Annotated in this window: 17 protein-coding genes; 14 read left to right on the plus strand and 3 right to left on the minus strand. The window is 71.2% G+C overall.

Annotated elements, in window-relative coordinates; all coding sequences use genetic code 11:
- Positions 1-10: 10 nt before the first annotated feature.
- The 6 genes from ligA (at position 11) to gatB (ending at position 8,563) form a co-directional block, all read left to right on the plus strand.
- Complete coding sequence (ligA, locus tag PV396_RS28890) at positions 11-2,206, plus strand: NAD-dependent DNA ligase LigA (protein ID WP_319209544.1); 2,196 nt, start codon at positions 11-13, stop codon at positions 2,204-2,206.
- A gap of 219 nt (positions 2,207-2,425) precedes the next feature.
- Entirely contained in the window at positions 2,426-4,795 is a 2,370-nt protein-coding gene (locus PV396_RS28895) for a bifunctional diguanylate cyclase/phosphodiesterase (protein WP_319209547.1), read from the plus strand.
- Positions 4,796-4,979: 184 nt separating this feature from the next.
- Positions 4,980-5,276, plus strand: coding sequence for an Asp-tRNA(Asn)/Glu-tRNA(Gln) amidotransferase subunit GatC (gene gatC, locus PV396_RS28900; RefSeq protein ID WP_037622623.1), 297 nt, complete (start codon positions 4,980-4,982; stop codon positions 5,274-5,276).
- Positions 5,277-5,281: 5 nt separating this feature from the next.
- A complete protein-coding gene (gene gatA, locus PV396_RS28905; protein WP_319209553.1) occupies positions 5,282-6,787 on the plus strand; it encodes an Asp-tRNA(Asn)/Glu-tRNA(Gln) amidotransferase subunit GatA in 1,506 nt (501 codons plus the stop codon).
- Positions 6,784-7,026, plus strand: coding sequence for a hypothetical protein (locus PV396_RS28910; RefSeq protein ID WP_319209556.1), 243 nt, complete (start codon positions 6,784-6,786; stop codon positions 7,024-7,026). Before gatA ends, PV396_RS28910 begins: the two co-directional genes overlap by 4 nt.
- Before the next feature lie 16 nt (positions 7,027-7,042).
- The gene (gatB, locus tag PV396_RS28915) at positions 7,043-8,563 is read left to right on the plus strand and encodes an Asp-tRNA(Asn)/Glu-tRNA(Gln) amidotransferase subunit GatB (protein WP_319209559.1); all 1,521 of its coding nucleotides are present in this window, start codon (positions 7,043-7,045) and stop codon (positions 8,561-8,563) included.
- A 99-nt stretch (positions 8,564-8,662) separates the two neighbouring features.
- Here gatB and PV396_RS28920 read toward each other — a convergent pair whose 3' ends face one another.
- Entirely contained in the window at positions 8,663-9,478 is an 816-nt protein-coding gene (locus tag PV396_RS28920; RefSeq protein WP_319209561.1) for an SAM-dependent methyltransferase, read from the minus strand.
- Positions 9,479-9,671: 193 nt separating this feature from the next.
- Here PV396_RS28920 and PV396_RS28925 point away from each other — a divergent pair, with 193 nt between their 5' ends.
- From PV396_RS28925 to PV396_RS28960, 8 genes are all read left to right on the plus strand, one after another.
- Entirely contained in the window at positions 9,672-9,956 is a 285-nt protein-coding gene (locus PV396_RS28925; protein ID WP_319209562.1) for a hypothetical protein, read from the plus strand.
- Between the two features lie 198 nt (positions 9,957-10,154).
- The gene (locus PV396_RS28930; RefSeq protein WP_319209564.1) at positions 10,155-12,440 is read left to right on the plus strand and encodes an MMPL family transporter; all 2,286 of its coding nucleotides are present in this window, start codon (positions 10,155-10,157) and stop codon (positions 12,438-12,440) included.
- Complete coding sequence (locus PV396_RS28935; protein ID WP_319209565.1) at positions 12,418-12,993, plus strand: GNAT family protein; 576 nt, start codon at positions 12,418-12,420, stop codon at positions 12,991-12,993. Before PV396_RS28930 ends, PV396_RS28935 begins: the two co-directional genes overlap by 23 nt.
- Before the next feature lie 35 nt (positions 12,994-13,028).
- Positions 13,029-13,649 carry a hypothetical protein gene (locus PV396_RS28940; RefSeq protein ID WP_319209567.1) on the plus strand — a complete coding sequence of 207 codons (621 nt, stop codon included), beginning with the start codon at positions 13,029-13,031 and terminating at the stop codon, positions 13,647-13,649.
- A gap of 215 nt (positions 13,650-13,864) precedes the next feature.
- Positions 13,865-14,050 carry a hypothetical protein gene (locus tag PV396_RS28945; RefSeq protein ID WP_319209569.1) on the plus strand — a complete coding sequence of 62 codons (186 nt, stop codon included), beginning with the start codon at positions 13,865-13,867 and terminating at the stop codon, positions 14,048-14,050.
- A 137-nt stretch (positions 14,051-14,187) separates the two neighbouring features.
- On the plus strand, positions 14,188-17,229 hold the full coding sequence (locus PV396_RS28950) for a helix-turn-helix transcriptional regulator (protein ID WP_319209935.1): 3,042 nt from the start codon (positions 14,188-14,190) through the stop codon (positions 17,227-17,229).
- Positions 17,230-17,261: 32 nt separating this feature from the next.
- Positions 17,262-17,522, plus strand: coding sequence for a type II toxin-antitoxin system RelE family toxin (locus PV396_RS28955; protein ID WP_319209572.1), 261 nt, complete (start codon positions 17,262-17,264; stop codon positions 17,520-17,522).
- Positions 17,523-17,537: 15 nt separating this feature from the next.
- Positions 17,538-17,753: a DUF6191 domain-containing protein gene (locus PV396_RS28960; RefSeq protein WP_319209575.1), complete on the plus strand. Its 216-nt coding sequence runs from the start codon at positions 17,538-17,540 to the stop codon at positions 17,751-17,753.
- A gap of 26 nt (positions 17,754-17,779) precedes the next feature.
- Here PV396_RS28960 and PV396_RS28965 read toward each other — a convergent pair whose 3' ends face one another.
- Entirely contained in the window at positions 17,780-18,958 is a 1,179-nt protein-coding gene (locus PV396_RS28965) for a PQQ-dependent sugar dehydrogenase (protein ID WP_319209578.1), read from the minus strand.
- A gap of 83 nt (positions 18,959-19,041) precedes the next feature.
- Positions 19,042-20,052: an aldo/keto reductase gene (locus PV396_RS28970; protein WP_319209581.1), complete on the minus strand. Its 1,011-nt coding sequence runs from the start codon at positions 20,050-20,052 to the stop codon at positions 19,042-19,044.
- Between the last annotated feature and the right edge of the window lie 35 nt (positions 20,053-20,087).

Raw genomic sequence — 20,087 nt, forward strand, 5'->3', positions numbered from 1 at the left:
GGACAACACGGTGGCCGGCGAACAGCACGCACAGTCCACATCGGTGCCCGCCGAGGCGCGCGACAGGCACGCCCAGCTCGCCGAGCGCATCGAGGAACACCGCTTCCGGTACTACGTGAACGACGCTCCGGTGATCAGCGACGCGGAGTTCGACAAGATGCTGCGCACCCTGGAGGCGCTGGAGGAGGAGCATCCGGAGCTGCGCACCCCCGACTCCCCGACCCAGAAGGTCTCGGGGGCGTACGAGACGGAGTTCACCTCGGTCGAGCACCGCTCGCGGATGCTCTCCCTCGACAACGCCTTCGACGATCTGGAGCTGGCGGCGTGGGCGGAGCGCGTCCACAAGGACGTCGGAGCGTCCGAGCACCACTTCCTGTGCGAGCTGAAGGTCGATGGCCTCGCCGTCAACCTGACGTACGAGAAGGGGCGGCTCACGCGCGCGGCGACCCGTGGGGACGGCCGCACCGGCGAGGACATCACCCCCAACGTGCGGACGATCGCCGAGATCCCGGACCGGCTGAAGGGCGACGGCGTCCCGGACCTGGTGGAGATCCGCGGCGAGGTCTACTTCCCGATGGAGAAGTTCGAGGAGCTCAACGCCCGCCTGGTGGAGGGCGGCGACAAGCCGTTCGCCAACCCGCGCAACGCGGCGGCCGGTTCGCTCCGCCAGAAGGACCCGCGCGTCACCGCGACACGCCCGCTGCACATGGTGGTCCACGGCATCGGCGCCCTGGAGGGCTCCGCCCCGCTGACCCGCCTCTCCGAGGCGTACAAGCTGCTGCACGGCTGGGGTCTGCCGACCACGCGGTACGCGAAGGTGGTCGACGACCTCGACGGCGTACGGGAGTTCATCGCGAACTACGGCGAGAACCGGCACTCCGTGGAGCACGAGATCGACGGGGTCGTCGTCAAGCTCGACGAGATCCCGCTCCAGGGGCGGCTCGGTTCCACCTCGCGCGCTCCGCGCTGGGCCATCGCCTGGAAGTACGCGCCCGAGGAGGTCAACACCAAGCTCGTCAACATCCGTGTGGGCGTGGGCCGTACGGGCCGCGTCACGCCCTACGCCCAGGTCGAGCCGGTCACCGTCGCCGGCTCCGAGGTCGAGTTCGCCACGCTGCACAACCAGGACGTCGTCAAGGCCAAGGGCGTGCTCATCGGGGACACTGTGGTGCTGCGCAAGGCGGGCGACGTCATCCCGGAGATCCTCGGCCCGGTCGCCGATCTGCGCGACGGCACGGAGAAGCCCTTCGTGATGCCGGAGAAGTGCCCCGAGTGCCAGACGCCGCTGAAGCCCATGAAGGAGGCCGACGTCGACCTGCGTTGCCCCAACGGGCAGAGCTGTCCGGCCCAGTTGAGGGAGCGGCTGTTCTATCTCGCCGGGCGCAAGTGCCTGGACATCGAGAACTTCGGCTATGTGGCCGCCGCCGCGCTGACCAAGCCGCTGGAGCCGGCCGAGCCGCCGCTGATCGACGAGGGCGACCTCTTCGACCTCACCATCGAGCGGTTGCTGCCCATCAAGGCGTACGTCCTGGACCAGGACAGCGGGCTGCCCAAGCGCGACCCGAAGACCGGCGAGGAGAAGGTCGCCACGGTCTTCGCCAACCAGGAGGGCGAGCCGAGGAAGAACGCGGTCTCGATGCTCGCCAACATCGCCGCCGCCAAGGACCGTCCGCTCGCCCGGATCATCACCGGTCTGTCGATCCGGCACGTCGGTCCGGTCGCCGCCGAGGCGCTGGCCCGCGAATTCCGCTCGATCGAGCGGATCGAGCAGGCCTCCCAGGAGGAGCTGGCCACCACGGACGGGGTCGGTCCGATCATCGCGGCCTCGCTCAAGGAGTGGTTCGCGGTGGACTGGCACCAGGAGATCCTGCGCAAGTGGCGGGCCGCCGGAGTCCGGATGGAGGAGGAGAGCTCCGGGGAGGACGAGGGCCCGCGCCCGCTCGAGGGGCTCACCGTCGTCGTCACCGGCACGCTCGAGTCCCACACCCGGGACGGCGCGAAGGAGGCGCTGCAGAGCCGTGGAGCAAAGGTGACGGGGTCTGTTTCGAAGAAGACGTCCTTCGTGGTTGTGGGTGACAATCCTGGTTCGAAGTACGACAAGGCCATGCAGTTGAAGGTGCCTGTGCTCAACGAGGAGGGCTTCGCCGTCCTGCTCGAACAGGGGCCCGAGGCAGCGGCCGAGGCGGCGCTTCCGAACGAGGAGTAGGGGTTGAACACCACCCGATCGGCGCATACCAGATGCATACGGTTGGCCGGGACGCATTCGGGCAACCGTCGACGACCGCTGCCCGTGGAAGCCTTCCGCGGCCTACTGTTGACGTATGCGCCAGCCGTGCCCGGACGCGGTATCGGACGCGATGCCGTTGACGGTTGACGGAGAGCGGACCGCGTGGCGTGGGCACCGCCGGCTGTGAGAGGGACGGGAATGGAACCGACCGATAGCGCCGCCCCTCCCTCACGGCTGCGCACAAGCCGCATATCCGGCTTCTGGCGCCGGGGTTCCGGCATCCTCGCGGGCCGCCCCCAGCCAGGCCGGGAAGAGGGCGCGGCCCGCCGGACGGCACGCTTCCTGGAACGGGCGGGCATCGGCGTGGGAACACCGGTTCCCGCGAGCGGCGCAGACGGGGCTGGTGGGACGAGCGGGACCGGTGGGGGACGTGGCAACGGGCAGCGCATCGTCGCCGACAGCAGGGTGTCGATCCCGTCGGCGGCCCACCTCACCGCCGAGGAACGCGTCGCCCAGCTGCACGCCCACGACCCCGCCCGGCAGCTGACCTGGCCCGCGCTGCCCGCGGCGGTCGTCGCGGCGGCCGGGTTCGTCCTCGGCGCCGGCTTCTACCGCGGCTTCACCGGCCACAGCGCGCTCTTCCCCTCCGGCACCGTCGGCTGGGCCTTCGCCGTCCTCACCGGCGTCATCGTCGGCCACCTCGTCGCCCTCGGCCGCGCCCGCTGGTGGGGCGGTACCGGCTCCGGCTCCGCCCTCACCCTCGCCGTACTCCTGTTGTACGGGTGGGTGGCGGCCGGCATGGTCAGCCTCACCGTCGTCGTCCTGGTCGGCATAGCCCGGCGCCACCGCTGGCGGCAGGGTCTCCTGCACGGCTCGGTGGACATCCTCGGCATAGGCGCCGGCGCGCTGGTGCTCGCCGCCTTCGGCCGGGTCCCCTCGGTCGAGGCACCGTGGGACCCGCAGACCTGGAGCGTCTACACGGCGCCCGAGGTGATGCTGATCGCGGTCACCTACCTCGCGCTCACCCGCACCCTGGTCTGGTATCTGCACACCCCGCGCGGCGGACTGCCCACGGTCGCCCGCTCCGCCCTGGTCAGACAGGGCCTGGTCGCGGTCGCGCTGCTCGCCATCGCGCCGCTGATCTGCGTCGTCGCCGTCGCCCTGCCCATCCTGCTGCCGCTGTTCGCCATCCCCCTCATCGCCCTCGACTCCACCCTGTGGATAGCCAGGGCACGGGCCGAGGAACAGCTGCGCGACCCGCTGACCGGACTGCCCAACAGACAGTGGCTTCTGGAACGGACCTGGACGGCCCTCGACGATGCCGAACGCATCGACGCGCGGGCCGCGTTGATGCTCATAGACCTCGACCGCTTCCGGTCCGTCAACGACACGCTGGGCCACCTCGCCGGTGACCGGCTCCTCCTCCAGATAGCGGAACGGCTGCGCCTGGCCCTGCCGCGCGGCGCGGAGGCCGCACGGCTCGGCGGTGACGAGTTCGCCGTGTTACTGCCGGTCGTCGACTCCACGACGTCCGCGACCCGCGTCGCCCGCAACCTGGTCACCGTGCTCGGCTCCCCGCTCGACCTCGACGGGCTCACCCTCGTCCTGGAGGCCAGCGCCGGCCTCGCCGTCTTCCCCGACCACGCGCTCGACGCGGAGGGGCTGCTGCGGCGCGCGGACGTCGCGATGTACCAGGCGAAGCGGGACCGCACGGGCGTCGAGGTGTACGAGATCAAGCGGGACTCCAACACCCCGGACCGGCTCGGACTGCTGGGCGACCTGCGGCGCGCACTCGACGCCCACGAGGTCGAGCTGCACTACCAGCCCAAGGTGCGCTTCGACGGGCAGGTCGCCGGACTGGAGGCGCTGGTGCGGTGGGTGCACCCGGAGCGCGGGAAGGTGCCGCCGGACGAGTTCATAGCGATCGCCGAGTCGTCCGGGCTGATGCCCCATCTCACGGAGTACGTGCTCGAGACGGCGCTCGAACAGGTCGCCAAGTGGCGCTCCCAGAAGCTGTTCGTGCCGGTTGCCGTCAACGTCTCCCCACGTGACGTGCACACCCCCGGCTTCGCCGGTTCCGTCGCCGCGCGGCTGGCCCGGCACGGGGTGCCGGCGGGGGCGCTCCAGCTCGAGATCACGGAACACGTCCTGCTCGAGGACCCGCAGAAGGCCGCGGACACCCTGGCCGCGCTGACCGCGCACGGCGTGAAGATGTCGCTGGACGACTTCGGCACGGGCTACTCGTCGCTGGTGCATCTGCGGCGGCTGCCGGTGAGCGAGCTGAAGATCGACCGCTCGTTCGTCGCGCGGCTGGCGGTGGACACGGAGGACGCGGAGATCGTGCGGTGCACGGTGGATCTCGCGCATTCGCTGGGGCTGCTGGTGGTCGCCGAGGGGGTGGAGGACGACGAGACGTGGGAGCGGTTGCGGGATCTCGGGTGTGACGCTGTGCAGGGGTGGCTTGTCGCGGCTGCCATGCCTCCTGAGGAGGCGACGGCGTGGTTGTTGGCGCGGGGGACTCGTGGCTGGCAGCGGCCTCGGGCGGCTTTGCCCGCCGCGGAGTCCTGAGGGGAGATCTCCCACCCACGCACCGCCCGTTTGCCCCCGGATTCAAAGGTGAGCTCTCCTGTGGGGGCATCGCGCCGTCGGCGGCTGCCGGTCGTCTGAGGCAAACCCGTGCGCGGGTTGGTTCCCCTGCCCCCTAGGATTGGGGCCAAAACCCACACCGCAACTCACCCCAGAGGATCGCTGCATGCCTGGCATCACGCGCGAGGAGGTCGCCCACCTCGCACGGCTGGCGCGTCTGGAGCTGAAGGGCGAAGAGCTCGACCACTTCGCAGGCCAGCTCGACGACATCATCGGCGCGGTCGCCCGCGTCAGCGAGGTCGCCGACCAAGACGTACCGCCGACCTCGCACCCGCTGCCGCTGACGAACGTCATGCGCGTGGACGAGGTCCGTCCGTCGCTCACCCCCGAGCAGGCGCTCTCCGGCGCCCCCGCCCAGGAGCAGCAGCGTTTCAAGGTGCCGCAGATCCTGGGGGAGGACTAATCACCATGACGGACATCAACGTCAACATCATCCGGCTGACCGCCGCCGAGACCGCCGCGAAGATCGCCTCCGGCGAGCTCACCGCGGTCCAGGTCACCGAGGCCCACCTCGCCCGTATCGAGGCCGTCGACGAGAAGGTGCACGCCTTCCTGCACGTCGACCGCGAGGGCGCCCTCGCCCAGGCCCGAGCCGTGGACGCCAAGCGCGAGCGCGGGGAGACGCTGGGCCCGCTGGCCGGCGTCCCCCTGGCGCTCAAGGACATCTTCACCACCGAGGGGATGCCGACCACCGTCGGCTCCAAGATCCTCGAGGGGTGGATCCCGCCGTACGACGCGACCCTCACCAAGAAGCTGAAGGCCGCCGACGTCGTCATCCTCGGCAAGACCAACATGGACGAGTTCGCCATGGGGTCGAGCACCGAGAACAGCGCGTACGGGCCGACCGGCAACCCGTGGGACCTGAGCCGCATTCCCGGTGGTTCCGGTGGCGGTTCCTCCGCCGCGCTCGCCTCGTTCCAGGCGCCGCTGGCCATCGGCACGGACACCGGCGGTTCCATCCGCCAGCCCGCCGCCGTCACCGGCACGGTCGGCGTCAAGCCGACGTACGGGGCCGTGTCGCGGTACGGCATGGTCGCCTTCTCGTCCTCCCTCGACCAGGGCGGGCCCTGCGCCCGTACGGTCCTGGACGCCGCGCTCCTGCACGAGGTCATCGCCGGGCACGACCCGCTCGACTCGACCTCGATCGACGCCCCGGTCCCGCCGGTCGTCGAAGCCGCCCGCAACGGCAGCGTCGAGGGCATGCGCGTCGGCGTCGTCAAGCAGTTCCGCGGCGAGGGCTACCAGGCCGGCGTCATCCAGCGCTTCGACGAGTCCGTGGCCCTGCTCAAGGAGCTGGGCGCCGAGATCGTCGAGCTGGACTGCCCGTCCTTCGACCTGGCGCTGTCGGCGTACTACCTGATCGCGCCGAGCGAGTGCTCGTCCAACCTCGCCCGCTTCGACGGGCTCCGCTACGGCCTGCGCAGCGGCGACGACGGCACGCACTCCGCCGAGGAGGTCACCTCGCTCACCCGCGCGGAGGGCTTCGGCCCCGAGGTCAAGCGCCGCATCATCCTCGGCACGTACGCGCTCAGCTCCGGCTACTACGACGCGTACTACGGCAGCGCCCAGAAGGTCCGTACGCTCATCACCCGGGACTTCGAGAAGGCGTTCGAGTCGGTGGACGTGATCGTCTCCCCGACGACGCCCACCACCGCCTTCCCGATCGGTGAGCGCGCCGACGACCCGATGGCGATGTACCTCGCGGACCTCTGCACCATCCCGACCAACCTGGCCGGCAACTCGGCCATGTCCCTGCCCTGCGGTCTCGCACCGGAGGACGGACTGCCCGTCGGTCTCCAGATCATCGCCCCGGCGCTGAAGGACGACCGTCTTTACAAGGTCGGCGCCGCTGTGGAGGCCGCCTTCGTGGAAAAGTGGGGGCACCCGCTGCTCGAGGAGGCACCGTCGCTGTGAGCAAAGCTCTTTCGAAGGCCAAGGGCTTCAAGAAGTCCAAGTCCGGCACGTACCTGTCCATCGCGACCACCGCGTTCGGTGCAATCAGCGTCGCCAAGCAGGCCAAGAAGGCCCGCTCCGAGAGCGACACGCTGCGCCTCATCGACGCGGCCGTGTCCGCCGCCGCCATCGTCACCGGCCTCGCCATCCTCTACCGCGAGCTGAAGCGGCTGGGCGACGACGACGTCCTGCTGGGCTGAGAGGGAAGTTTTCACCGTGACCACCACGACCGACACCGAACTGGTGTCGTACGAGGACGCGTTGGCGTCGTACGACCCCGTCATGGGCCTCGAGGTCCATGTCGAACTCGGCACCCGCACCAAGATGTTCTGCGGCTGTTCGACCGAGCTGGGCGCCGAGCCCAACTCGCAGACCTGCCCGACCTGCCTCGGCATGCCGGGCGCGCTTCCGGTCGTCAACGCGACCGGCGTCGAGTCCGCCATCAGGATCGGTCTCGCGCTGCACTGCGAGATCGCCGAGTGGTGCCGCTTCGCCCGGAAGAACTACTTCTATCCGGACATGCCGAAGAACTTCCAGACCTCCCAGTACGACGAGCCGATCGCCTTCAACGGCTACCTCGACGTGCAGCTGGAGGACGGCGAGACCTTCCGCGTGGAGATCGAGCGCGCCCACATGGAGGAGGACACCGGCAAGTCGCTGCACGTCGGTGGCGCGACGGGCCGTATCCACGGCGCCTCGCACTCGCTCCTCGACTACAACCGCGCCGGCATCCCCCTCATCGAGATCGTCACCAAGCCGATCGAGGGCGCCGGCGAGCGCGCTCCCGAGGTCGCCAGGGCGTACGTCGCCGAGCTGCGCGAGCTCATCAAGGCACTCGGCGTCTCGGAAGCCCGGATGGACCAGGGCCAGATGCGCTGCGACGTGAACCTGTCGCTGCGCCCGCACGGCCGTGAGAAGTTCGGCACCCGCAGCGAGACGAAGAACGTCAACTCGCTGCGTTCCGTGGAGCGTGCCGCCCGTTTCGAGATCCAGCGGCACGCCGCCGTACTGAACTCGGGCGGGACGATCATCCAGGAGACCCGGCACTTCCACGAGGACACCGGGTCGACGACCTCGGGCCGCGTGAAGGAGGAGGCCGAGGACTACCGGTACTTCCCCGAGCCGGACCTCGTGCCGGTGGCCCCCTCCCGTGAGTGGGTCGAGGAGATCCGCGCGCAGCTGCCCGAACTGCCGCTGGCCCGCCGCAACCGGCTCCTCGCGGAGTGGGGCGTCTCGGCGACCGACATGCAGTCGATGCTCAACGCCGGTGCCATCGACCTCATCGTCGCCACCATCGACGCCGGCGCGGACGCGGCCTCCGCCCGCAAGTGGTGGATGGGCGAACTCGCGCGCAGCGCCAACGAGTCGGGCACCCCGCTCGACGCGCTGGCCATCACGCCCGAGCAGGTCGCCCGGGTCGCCGCGCTGGTCACCTCCGGCGACCTGAACGACAAGCTGGCCCGCCAGGTCCTCGAGGGCGTCCTCGCGGGCGAGGGCGGCCCGGACGAGGTCGTCGAGAAGCGCGGCCTCAAGGTCGTCTCCGACGAGGGCGCGCTCACCACGGCCGTCCAGGAGGCCATCGCCGGCAACCCGGGCATCGCCGAAAAGATCCGCGGCGGCAAGGTGGCCGCGGCCGGCGCCCTGGTCGGCGCGGTCATGAAGGCGACCAGGGGCCAGGCCGACGCGGCCCGCGTCAAGGAACTGATCCTTGAGCAGCTGGGTGTCAGCGAGGGCTGAGTCGAGCAGCGAAGCAGTGAGCGAGGGGCGCATCGGGTCTCCGATGCGCCCCTCGGTTTTACTACGTCACGTCGTCACGTCGTCACGACGTTCACGTGATCACGTACGGCGTCCTACGACCCGTACGAAGCCCAGGGACCGGCCCTGGTCGGCGCGCAGCAGTTCGACCTGGTCGCGGGCCATGCCCGCCATGAACTCCTCGGTGCTCGCCTCGGCGCACACCTCGCTCCACAGCAGCCAGTCCCGCCAGCCGTCCGGCTGCCAGTCCGCGGCCTCCACCGTCACGGCCCCGGTGCGCGTCCACTGGCGCCGCCACCAGTCGGGGGAGTGGAACGCCCAGAACTCCGGGTCCCAGAACGGCTTCAGATGCTCCGGCGGCTCCACGCCGTCCGGCTCCTCGCGCAGCGCCGGCATGACGACACCGATCCGGCCGCCCGGCTTCAGGAGCCGGGTCAGGCTCGGCAGATAGAGGTCGTTCGTGCCGAAGTACTGGTACGCGTCGATGCTCACGATCGCGTCGAACGACTCGTCGCCGAACGGCAGTTGGTGCGCCTCGGCGTACACGGGCAGCACCCGGTCGGCGACGCCCGCCTCGGCGATGCGGCGCGCGTTCTTGCCGGGCTGGATCCACAGGTCGGCGGCGGTGACCTGGACGTCGTACTCCTTGGCGAGGAAGACCGACGTCATGGCCTTGCCGCAGCCCAGGTCGAGCACCCGGGCGCCCGGCGGGAGGGTGTCGAGGCCGAGCGCGGGCGCCAGCCACTCCAGCAGCCACAGGGCGTTCGGGCCCATCTGGTTGTCGATGGTCCAGCGGGCGTCGTACCGGTTGCTGCGAGGGCGGCGGGGGTCTGTCAGACGGTCAGCGAGCTGGTCGTCCGATGATTTGTTCGAGGTCCTGGAGGTGATGTCGGACATCGGTGAACGGGCTCCTTGGGTTCTGCGGTGAAGAAGAACGGAATGCGTCGGAGCTCGGTCGGACCTTCAAACAATGCACCTGCTCGGGGAGGCGGCGAAAAGCCGGATACGGACGGTCGACGGCCGGACGCTAGCAGTGGGCATCGGTCCTCCGCATCCGAATTCCCGGCCGGGCGCGCTACGCTGCCGCGCCATGGACGAGAACGAGGAGGAATACGACGAGGACGCGGCGCTGGACGCGCGGCGCGCCCGCTGGACGGCGACCGGAACCGGGGTGCTGCTGGCCCTCGCGGGTCTCGCGGCCTCGACGCTCCGCCTCACGGGCTCCGCGCCCGTCCTCGTGCCGGGCGCGTACGCCTTCGGCGCCGCCGTCTGCGCGCTCGCGGCGGTGCTGGGCGCGCGGGGGCGCACCCGGCGGGCCCTGTGGCTGCTGATCGTCGGCGTGATGGTGATGGCGCTCGGGGACCAGTTCGATTGAGGTGACAGAGTTCATGTGATTGTCCTGTGATGTGACTCGCAGTCTTGTGAGTAAGGGCACTAACGGCTCAAACGATCATCGGTGCCTGTAACAGTGGTTCGGTATCGCTCTTGCGTTCTTTCGTTTCTTTGCGGGCCTTTCTGTTCACGCACGACTGTTCCCGGCCAAAGATCCACTCATTGTCCAGGGAGCACGTCTGTGGCAGTCCTCGCACGCTGGTGTGTCAGGCACCGCCTCGTCGTCCTTCTGATCTGGCTCGCCGCCTTCGCCGGTGTGAGCGCTGCCGCCGCCGTCATGGGCTCGGCGTACTCGAACGACTACGAGGCCCCCGGCACCGAGTCGGGCCGCGCCACGCAGCTCCTGGAGAAAGGTTTCCCCGGGCTCGGTGGAGACACCGACACCGTCGTCTGGCACACCACCGCCGGCACGGTCCGGGCCGCCGACGTCGAACAGGCGATGACCGGCACCCTGGATCGCATCGCCGACCTGCCCGGAGTCGCCTCGGTCGACAGCCCGTACGAGGGCCGCGGTGCGAGCCGGATCAGCGCCGACGGCCGTACGGCGTACGCCACCGTCACCTTCGACCGGTCCGCCGAGGACATCGGCAAGGGCGAGGCGCAGGCCGTGGTCGACGCGGCCGAGGCGGTACGCGCCGACGGGCTCCAGGTGGAGCTGGGCGGCAGCGCCATCGCGCTCACCGAGTCGTCCGGCGGGCATCTCGCCGAGGCCGTCGGTGTGGTCGTCGCGGCCGTCGTGCTGTTCCTCGCCTTCGGCTCGCTCGCCGCCTCCCTGCTGCCCATCGCCACCGCGCTGGTCAGCGTCGGCACGGCCTACGCCGGGATCGTGCTGCTCGGGCACGCGATGACCGTCGCCGACTTCGCGCCCATGCTCGGCATGCTGATCGGGCTCGGCGTCGGCATCGACTACGCGCTGTTCATCGTCACCAGGCACCGACGCGGCCTCAAACGCGGGCTGCCGGTCACCGAGGCCGCCGTCAACGCCGTCACGACCGCCGGACGGGCCGTCGTCTTCGCTGGTGCGACCGTTTGCATCGCCCTGCTCGGGATGCTGATCCTGCGCCTCGGCTTCCTCAACGGGGTCGCGATAGCCGCCTCACTGACCGTGATCCTGACCGTCGCGGCCTCCGTGACCCTTTTGCCCGCCCTGCTGTCGTTCATCGGGTCGCGCGCCCTGAGCCGGCGCGAGCGGCGCAGGCTGGCCGAGCGGGGGCCCGAGCCGGAGCTGCCCACCGGGTTCGCCGCCCGCTGGTCCGCGTTCGTCGAACGCCACCCCAAGGTGCTCGGCGCCGCCGCCCTGGTCGTCATCGCGCTGCTCGCCCTGCCCACCCTCGCGCTCCACCTCGGCACCTCCGACCAGGGCAACAACCCGAAGTCGACGACCACCCGGCAGGCCTACGACCTCCTCGCCCACGGCTTCGGACCCGGCGTCAACGGCCCGCTCACCCTCGTCACCCCCGTCTCGGACGCCGAGGACAAGCTCATCCTCGACAACCTGGCCGCCACCCTCCGGACCACCGAGGGCGTCGCGTCGGCCTCCCCGGTGACCTACAGCCCGAGCGGCGCCACCGGGTACCTCACCGTCGTACCCGAGTCCTCCCCGCAGTCTGCGCGGACCAGTGACCTGGTGGAGCGGCTGCGCGAGCAGGTGCTCCCGCGCGCGGAGACCGGCACCTCGCTCGACCTGCACGTCGGAGGGGTCACGGCGAGCTATGACGACTTCGCGGATGTGATCATCGGCAAGCTGCCGCTGTTCGTCGGCGTCGTGATCGGCCTGGGCTGTCTGCTGCTTCTGCTCGCCTTCCGGTCGATCGGCATCCCGCTCAAGGCCGCCGCGATGAACGTCGCCGCCGTCGCCTCCGCGTTCGGTGTCGTCGTCGCGATCTTCCAGTGGGGCTGGGGGAGCGAACTGCTGGGCCTCGGCAGCGCGGGCCCGATCGAGCCCTTCCTCCCCGTGATCATGGTCTCGGTCCTCTTCGGGCTCTCCATGGACTACCAGGTCTTCCTGGTCAGCCGGATGTACGAGGAGTGGCTGGAGACCGGCGACAACCGGCGGGCCGTCCGGGTCGGCCTCGCCGAGACCAGCCGCGTGATCAACTCCGCGGCGGTCATCATGATCTCCGTCTTCCTCGCCTTCGTCCTCAGCGGTGACCGGGTGATCGCCATGTTCGGCATCGCCCTGGCCGCCGCCGTCGCCCTCGACGCCTTCGTCCTGCGTACGCTCCTGGTGCCCGCCCTGATGCATCTGCTCGGCGGCGCCAACTGGTGGCTGCCCCGCTGGCTGGACAGGCGGTTGCCGCGCATCAGCATCGAACCGCCCGAGCGCCACGTCCCCGCCGCCAGAACCCCCGGCGTCGAGGAGGTCGACCGTGCGAGCATTCCGGACGTGACCGACGTGAAGGTCACGGACGTACGGGATGTACTGGTGAAGGAGCGACCGCAGGATGTACGCGATATCCCTGGGTGACGACGGCGCCGAACTGCGCCCCCTGGAGCCCTGGCACGCCGAGGAGTTCCTCGCACACCTCGACCGGGGGCGGGACTTCATCAACCGGCACGTCCCGTTCGGCACGAAGTCCACGGACCTCGACTCCGCCCGGGCGCAGCTCCAGCGCTTCGCCGACCAGCGCGCCGCCGACACCGGGTCGCTGCACGGGATCTGGCTGGACGGAAAACTCGTCGGCGGGGTGCTGTTCCTCAACTTCAGCGCGGAGCAGGGCAACTGCGAGGTCGGCTGCTGGCTGGAACCGCCCGCCACCGGACGCGGACTCATCACGCGCGCGATGCGAGTCCTCATCGACTGGGCGATTGACGTACGCGGCATGCACCGTGTGGAGTGGCACGCGTCGTCCGTCAACGAAGCGAGCATCAACGTGGCGCGGCGGCTGGGCATGAGCCGTGAGGGTCTGCTGCGGGAGAACTATCCGCACCGGGGCGTCCGCGCGGACACCGAGATCTGGTCGGTACTCGCGCCCGAGTGGCGCGCCGCACGCGCGCGTGCCGCTCACAAGGATCATTAAGGAACTTCTCAGACGACATCCGTACGGTGCGAGGCATGGGAACCAGGACAGCAGACGAGACCGGCGCCGAGACCGGTACCGAGGCACAGAGCGACGACGCGAAGAGCGGCGGGGAGACAGTGGACATCACCAAGGACGAGCGGCCCACGCAGGACGCGGCCGAGACCGGGGTCGAGGTCGAGGTCCTGGGCGACGCGGACGAGTACGAGGGCGACGACCTGACGGACGGGTCCGACCCGGAGTCCGCCCCGGAGACCGACAGCCCCGGAGTGGGCCAGGGTGCCGCCGCCGTGGTGTCCGCGGTGCTCGGCTTCGTCTCCCTCACCGGCAGCTGGCTGGGCACGGTGGCCGGCGCCCGCGAGACGCTCGTGGGCCAGCTGGAGACCGCGTCCTCGGCGAGCGTCGCCACCCAGATCAAGGAGGTCTACGGCGACGCCTGGCAGACCACCGCGCTCTGGGGCGGCATCTTCGCGCTGGCCGCGCTGCTCGTCGGTGTCGTCGCCCTCGCCCGGCCCGCGTTCGGCGCTCCGGGCAGGCCGCAGCCCGCCTGGATCAAGTCGGTCTCCTGGGCGGGCGTCGCGCTCGGCGTCCTCGGACTGCTCCTCGCGGTCCTCAAGTACACCGACGTACTGCTGAGCCTGCCGCCCGAGAGCTGACACGGCGGCGGTGTCACCGCAGCTCATGAGGGGCCTTAGGCCGACCGTAAGCACCTTACGGCCGGCCCGGGGCCCCTCACCCGTTCCTAAGGCCCCCGCCCCCCGCGGAAGATGCGGAACTCTCCCGATGTGACGGACCCCCCTGGGAGACGAAGGTTGAGACATCGCAGAGAGCGATGAACGACCGAGCTCACCAGAGACCCGAGGGGCCCCACATGTTCGAGTACGAGATCCAGCAGACCCGTTCCGCCCAGCTGCGCCGCGAGGCCGCGGACGAGCGCCTGGCCCGGGAGACGGTCCGACGTGCCCGCGCCGCCCGCCGCGAGGCGACCGGCCGCGCCGCCGAGGGCGAGGTGCATCCCGACCGCACGCGCCGGCACTGGTTCACCCGGGTCGCGTGAGCGCCGGGACAAGGGCGGACGCCGTGGCGGTCCGCTCCACGACCCGCACCGGGCCGGTCGCCGTGTCGGCGACCGGCCCGTCCGGCGTGCCGTCGATCGGCGCGATAACCAGTCCCGCGATGTCAGAGCCCTGTGCGATGCTCTGGCCCGTGGAGACCAGGTCCGTCTGTCCGGAGTTCGTCGGTCGTGGCGACGAGTTGGGGGTGTTGCACGAGGCGCTGGCACGCGCCGCCGCCGGTGAGCCGCAGGCGTTGCTGCTCGGCGGCGAGGCCGGGGTCGGCAAGACCCGGCTCGTCGAGGAGTTCGCCGACGCGGCCGGCGGCCGGGGCGCGGTCGTCGTGCTCGGCGGCTGTGTCGAGATCGGCGCCGACGGGCTGCCCTTCGCGCCCTTCTCCACCGCCCTGCGCGCCCTGCGGCGGGCGCTGCCCGACGAGTTGGCCGCTGCCGCTGCCGGACAGGAGGAGGAACTGGCCCGGCTGCTCCCGGAGTTGGGGGAGACCGGTGCCGGGCGGCACGACGAGGAGGGCATGGCCCGCCTCTTCGAACTCACCGCACGCCTCCTGGAACGCGTCGCGGCGGACCGTACGGTCGTCGTCGCCCTCGAAGACCTCCACTGGGCCGACGCCTCCACCCGCCATCTTCTGGCCTACCTCTTCCGCACCCTGCGCACCGGCCGTCTCGTCGTCCTCGCCACCTACCGCGCCGACGACATCCACCGCCGCCATCCGCTGCGCCCCCTCCTCGCCGAACTGGACCGGCTGCGCACGGTCCGCCGCATCGAGCTGAGCCGCTTCAACCGTGCCGAGGTGAGCCGCCAGATCGCCGGCATCCTCGCCGCCGAACCCGAACCGGCCCAGGTCGACGAGATCTTCGAGCGCTCGGACGGCAACGCGTTCTTCGTCGAGGAACTCGCCGTCGCCGCTCACGAGGGCTGCCGCACCCGGCTCACGGACACCCTCCGCGACCTCCTCCTCGTCCGTGTCGAAAGCCTGCCCGAGAGCGCCCAGCGGGTCGCCCGGATCGTCGCCGAGGGCGGCTCCACCGTCGAGTACCGGCTGCTCGCCGCCGCCGCCGGACTCGCCGAGGACGACCTCATCGAGGCACTGCGCGCCGCCGTCGGCGCCAACATCCTGCTCGCGACCCCAGCCGGCGACGGCTACCGCTTCCGCCACTCCCTGGTCCGCGAGGCCGTCGGCGACGACCTGCTCCCCGGCGAACGCTCCCGCCTGAACCGCCGCTACGCCGAGGCCCTGGAGACCGACCCGACCCTCGTCCCCGCCGACGAGCGCACCACGCGCCTGGCCAGCTACTGGTACCACGCCCACGACCCGGCCAAGGCCCTCCCCGCCGTCCTGGACGCCTCGGTCACCGCCCGCCGCCGGTACGCCTACTCCGAGCAACTGCGGCTCCTGGAACGGGCGATGGAGCTCTGGGACACCGTCCCCGACGCCGTACGGACCACGCTCCGGCCCGTCGACTACACCGAGGTCTATCCGCCCTGCGGCTGCGACCCCGCCACCACCCCCCTCCACTACCTCGACCTCATGGCCGAGGCCGCCGTCGCGGGCCGGCTGTGCGGGGAGCGCGAACGCGCCCTGAAGATCATCAAGCGGGCGCTGCACCTTCTGGAGGACGACGGCGACCCCTTGCGCGCCGCCTGGTTCTGGTGCCAGCGCTCCCGCCTGGTCCAGGCCCAGTCCCGGGGTGACGGCTGGAAGGAACTGGGCACCGCCCAGGAACTCGTACGCGGTCTGCCGCCCTCGGAGGTGCACGCCGAGGTGCTCGCCAATGTCGCCGCCTGGTCGATGCTGCACTGTCCCGGCCCCGAAGCCCTCGCCGCCGCCGAACAGGCGGTCGAGTACGCGCGCATGGTGGGCGCCCACGAGACCGAGCTGCACGCCCGCCTCACCCACGGCGGCCTCCTGGTCGACTCCGGCGCCACGGAGACCGGCTTCGCACAGATGCGCGAGGTCAAGGAACGGTCGGTCGAGGAGAACATCTTCTTCGTCGCCGGACGCGCCTACGTCAACCTCCCCAACGGCCTCGAATCGGTCGGCCGCTCCCGCGACTCCGTCCCCCTCCTGGAGGAGGGCATCGCCTACACCCGTAAGTTCGGGCTGCTGGACTCCGAGGCCTGGGTGTGGGGCAACCTCTCGGACTCGCTGTACTCGCTCGGCCGTTGGCAGGACGCCGCCGAGGCCGCGGCCAACGCGCTGCGACGCGGCCAGAGCACCAAGCCGCAGGGCGCCGGCGCGATCTGCCTGGCCCGACTCGCCCTGGGCCGGGGCGACCTGACCGAGGCCGGCCGCCAACTGGGCACCGCCCACCAGCACTTCGGCACCCACGACCCCATGCCCCAGCACGACCTGCTGCTCGCCCTCGTCACCGTCGGCGTCGCCGCCGCCGAGGGCCGCCTCCTCGACGCCCGCACCGAACTGGCCCACGCACTGGACGCCGGCTTCCCGCCCGGCACCCACCGCTACGGCTGGCCACTGCTCCTGGCCGCGGCCACCGCGGAGGGCGGCGCCCGCGCCCTGCCCACCGCCGCGCCGGGCCGCCCCGAGATCCTCGCCCGCATCCTCGACACCGCCAAGAAGCTCGCCACGGGCGCCCCCGTCTGGCTCGCCCACGAGCAGTGGGTCCGCGCCGAACTCCAGCGCGCCGACGGCACCGCCACCCCCGACACCTGGTCCGGGCTCGTCACCGCCTTCGAGACCCTGGACCGCCCCTACGACCTCGCCCGGGTCCGCCTCCGCCTCGCCGAGGCCCTGCTCACGGACGGCGCCGAGCCCGACGACCGCGACCGGGCGAGCGAACTCCTGCGGCTGTCCGCCACCGTCGCCGGCCACCTGGGCGCCCGCCCCCTCGCCGACGCCGTCACCCTCCTCGCCCAGCGCGCCCGCCTCACCCCGACCGGCATCCCGTCCCGACCCGCGGCGGACCCGGCCGAGTCCCTGGGCCTCACCAGCCGCGAACGGGACGTCCTGCGCCTGGTCTCGGCGGGCCGCACCAACCGCCAGATAGCCGAGGAACTCTTCATCTCGCCGAAGACAGCGAGCGTCCACGTCTCCAACATCCTGGCCAAACTGGGCGTCTCGGGGCGGGGCGAGGCGGCTGCGGTGGCGCACCGGCTGGCCTTGTTCCCGCCAGGGACCGAGGATCGCCTGGTCGCGGGATAATGGCAGCAGACCCACCTACGGGCGGAGGAGCGGTGCTGTACCAGATCGAGTTCACCGAACGCGCTGCCGCGCAGCGTGACGCACTTCCCGAGGACCGGCGCAAGCTTCTGGAGCGGGGCCTGAACAAGCTCGCCGAGGACCCCTTCACGCCGGTGTCGCAGGCAGTGAGCGGTGAGGACATCCGCGTGGTGTCCGTGGCCACGGGCCTGACCGTCGACTACATGGTTCACCGGGCCTTCCTGATCCTGGTCTCTGTGGCGGTCCTCGATCAGTCGCTCATAGAAGACGAGTAGCCGGGAGCCAGGCCCGTGTTCAACATGTTCGAGGAGCTCTTCGCACCGGGACGCAAGCACACGCGTGACGAGCAGAACCGTCTGGAGCTGACCCGCGTGGACGTCGGCGACGGCGACCCCGGACGCGGGCCGATAGACCTCGCGTCCGGAAAAGTCGTCGTACGGCGGGGTGAGCACCCGGAGGAAGCGGAACCGGCGGAGGAAGCGCCGCAGCCGGACCCGTCGGAGTAGCCGGGCGCCAGGCCCGACCGGCCCCCTCACGTCACCTGAAGCTCCAGGATCCGGTCGTCGCCGCCCTCCGGGGACCCCCTGCCGTCCGTCTCGCTCGTCACCAGCCACAGCTTGTCGCCGCCCGCCGACACCACCGTCCGCAGCCTGCCGTACTCGCCCTCGAGGAACGCCTGCGGATCGGCCGCGGCCTCCGTGCCCTTCAGGGGGATCCGCCACAGGCGCTGGCCCTTCAGCCCCGCCATCCATATCGAGCCCTCGGCGAAGGCGATCCCGCTGGGCGACGCGTCGTCCGTGTGCCACTTCGCGACCGGGTTGTGGAACGAGGCGTCGTCACTGTCGCCCTCCGCCTCGGGCCAGCCGTAGTTGTCGCCCGGCTTGATCTGGTTGAGCTCGTCCCAGGTGTCCTGGCCGAACTCGGCGGCGAACAGACGCTGCTCGGAGTCCCAGGCGAGGCCCTGCACATTGCGGTGGCCGTACGAGTACACCGGGGAGTTCGGGAAGGGGTTGCCCGGGGCCGGCTCGCCCTCCGGGGTCAGGCGCAGGATCTTGCCGCCCAGCGAGGACCTGTCCTGGGACAGCCCGGTGTCGCCACTCTCGCCGGTGCCCGCGTACAGCATCTTGTCCGGGCCGAAGGCGATCCGGCCGCCGTTGTGGATAAAGCCCTTGGGGATGCCGCGGAAGACCGTGTTGGGGGCGCCCAGCTGCTCGCCCGCCGGTTTCTCCTCCTCGTACAGCATGCGCGCGATGCGGTTGTCCGACTCCGTTGTGAAGTACGCGTAGACCATGTGGTCCGACGCGAACGACGGCGACAGCGCGAGGCCCAGCAGACCGCCCTCGCCGGCCGCCGAGACGCCCGGCACCTCGCCCAGCTCGGTCTTCCTGCCCGTCGTGCTGTCGACCCGGGCGATCGTGCCCTCGTCACGGGAGGAGACCAGCAGGTCGCCGTCCGGCAGCGGGGCCAGACCCCAGGGGCTCTTCAGGCCCTCGGTGACCGTGCGCAGCACCTTCACCGAACCCTTGGCCGGTGCGACCTCGTCGGTGGCCCGCGCGGAGGGCGGGGCCTGCGTACCCGCACGGCTGGGCGACGCCGTGTCGCCGCCGCCCGAGCCACCGCCGCCTCCGCTCTCGTCGGAGGAGCAGCCGGCCGTGAGCAGAAGCGTGGCCGCGGCCAGTACGGCCGTCACAGCTCTACGTTGCACGATCATGGTCCCTTCGACGCGACGGGTTCTCCCTGTCATACCTCGCTCGCGGCCCACGAGTTCCCGATCCGCGAAGTCCGATTCGGGCCTCAGTCCCACGACCCCTGTGCCCTGGGCAGTCCCGCCACCTCGGCCAGGTCCGCCGCCGACAGCCGCAGCCGCGCCGCCCGCGCGTTCTGCGCCACCCACCGCTCGTGCTTCGCCCCCGGTACGGGCACCACGTGCGGGCCCTGCGCGAGCACCCACGCCAGCGCCACCTGGCCCGGCGTGACATCCGGCCCGATCCGCGCCGCCACCCGGCGCAGGCCCGCCACGATCGGCTGGTTCGCGGCCATCATCTCGGCCGTGAAACGGGGGTGGCGGGCGCGCAGGTCCTCCCGTTCGAAGCCCTCGCCCGGGGTCAGCGTCCCGGTCAGGAAGCCGTTGCCCAGGGGCATCGCCGCCAGAAGGCCGATCCCGCGCGCCGCACACCACGGCAGCAGCGTCTGAAGCGCCTCCCTCGACCACACCGACAGCTCGGCCTGCACCGCGCTGACCGGGAACACCTGCTGCACCCGCTCCAGTTGACGGACCGTCGCGTCGTGCATCCCCGCGCTCACACCCGCCCCCGACCGGCGCCCGGCCCGCGCGCCCATCGCGGACAGCCCCAACGCCCGTACCTTTCCCGCCTGTACGAGTTCCGCCAGCGCGCCCCACGTCTCCTCGACGGGCACCTCCGGGTCCGCGCGGTGCAGATGGTAGAGGTCGATGACATCCGTCTGGAGGCGGCGGAGCGAGGCGTCGCACGCTCGTTTCACATAGCCGGGGCGGCCGTTGGCCACGATGTGCTGATCGCCCACCAGCAGACCGACCTTCGTCGACACGAAGGCGTCGCCCCGCCGCTGCCTCAACACCCGCCCCACCAGCAGCTCGTTGGTGAACGGGCCGTACATGTCGGCCGTGTCCAGCAGCGACGAGCCCTCGTCCAGGGCCCGGTGCACGGCCCGTACCGACTCCTCGCCACGCTGCCGAGACGCGCTGTACGCCCAGCTCATCGGCATGCACCCGAAGCCAACGGCCCCCACCTCGAGCGCTGCCGCGCCGATCGTCCTGCGCTCCACCTGGTCGTGAACCTCTCTCTCCTTGCCCCCCAAAC

Origin of the sequence: Streptomyces sp. ME02-8801-2C (assembly GCF_033793965.1) — a bacterium.
Taxonomy (GTDB): Bacteria; Actinomycetota; Actinomycetes; order Streptomycetales; family Streptomycetaceae; genus Streptomyces.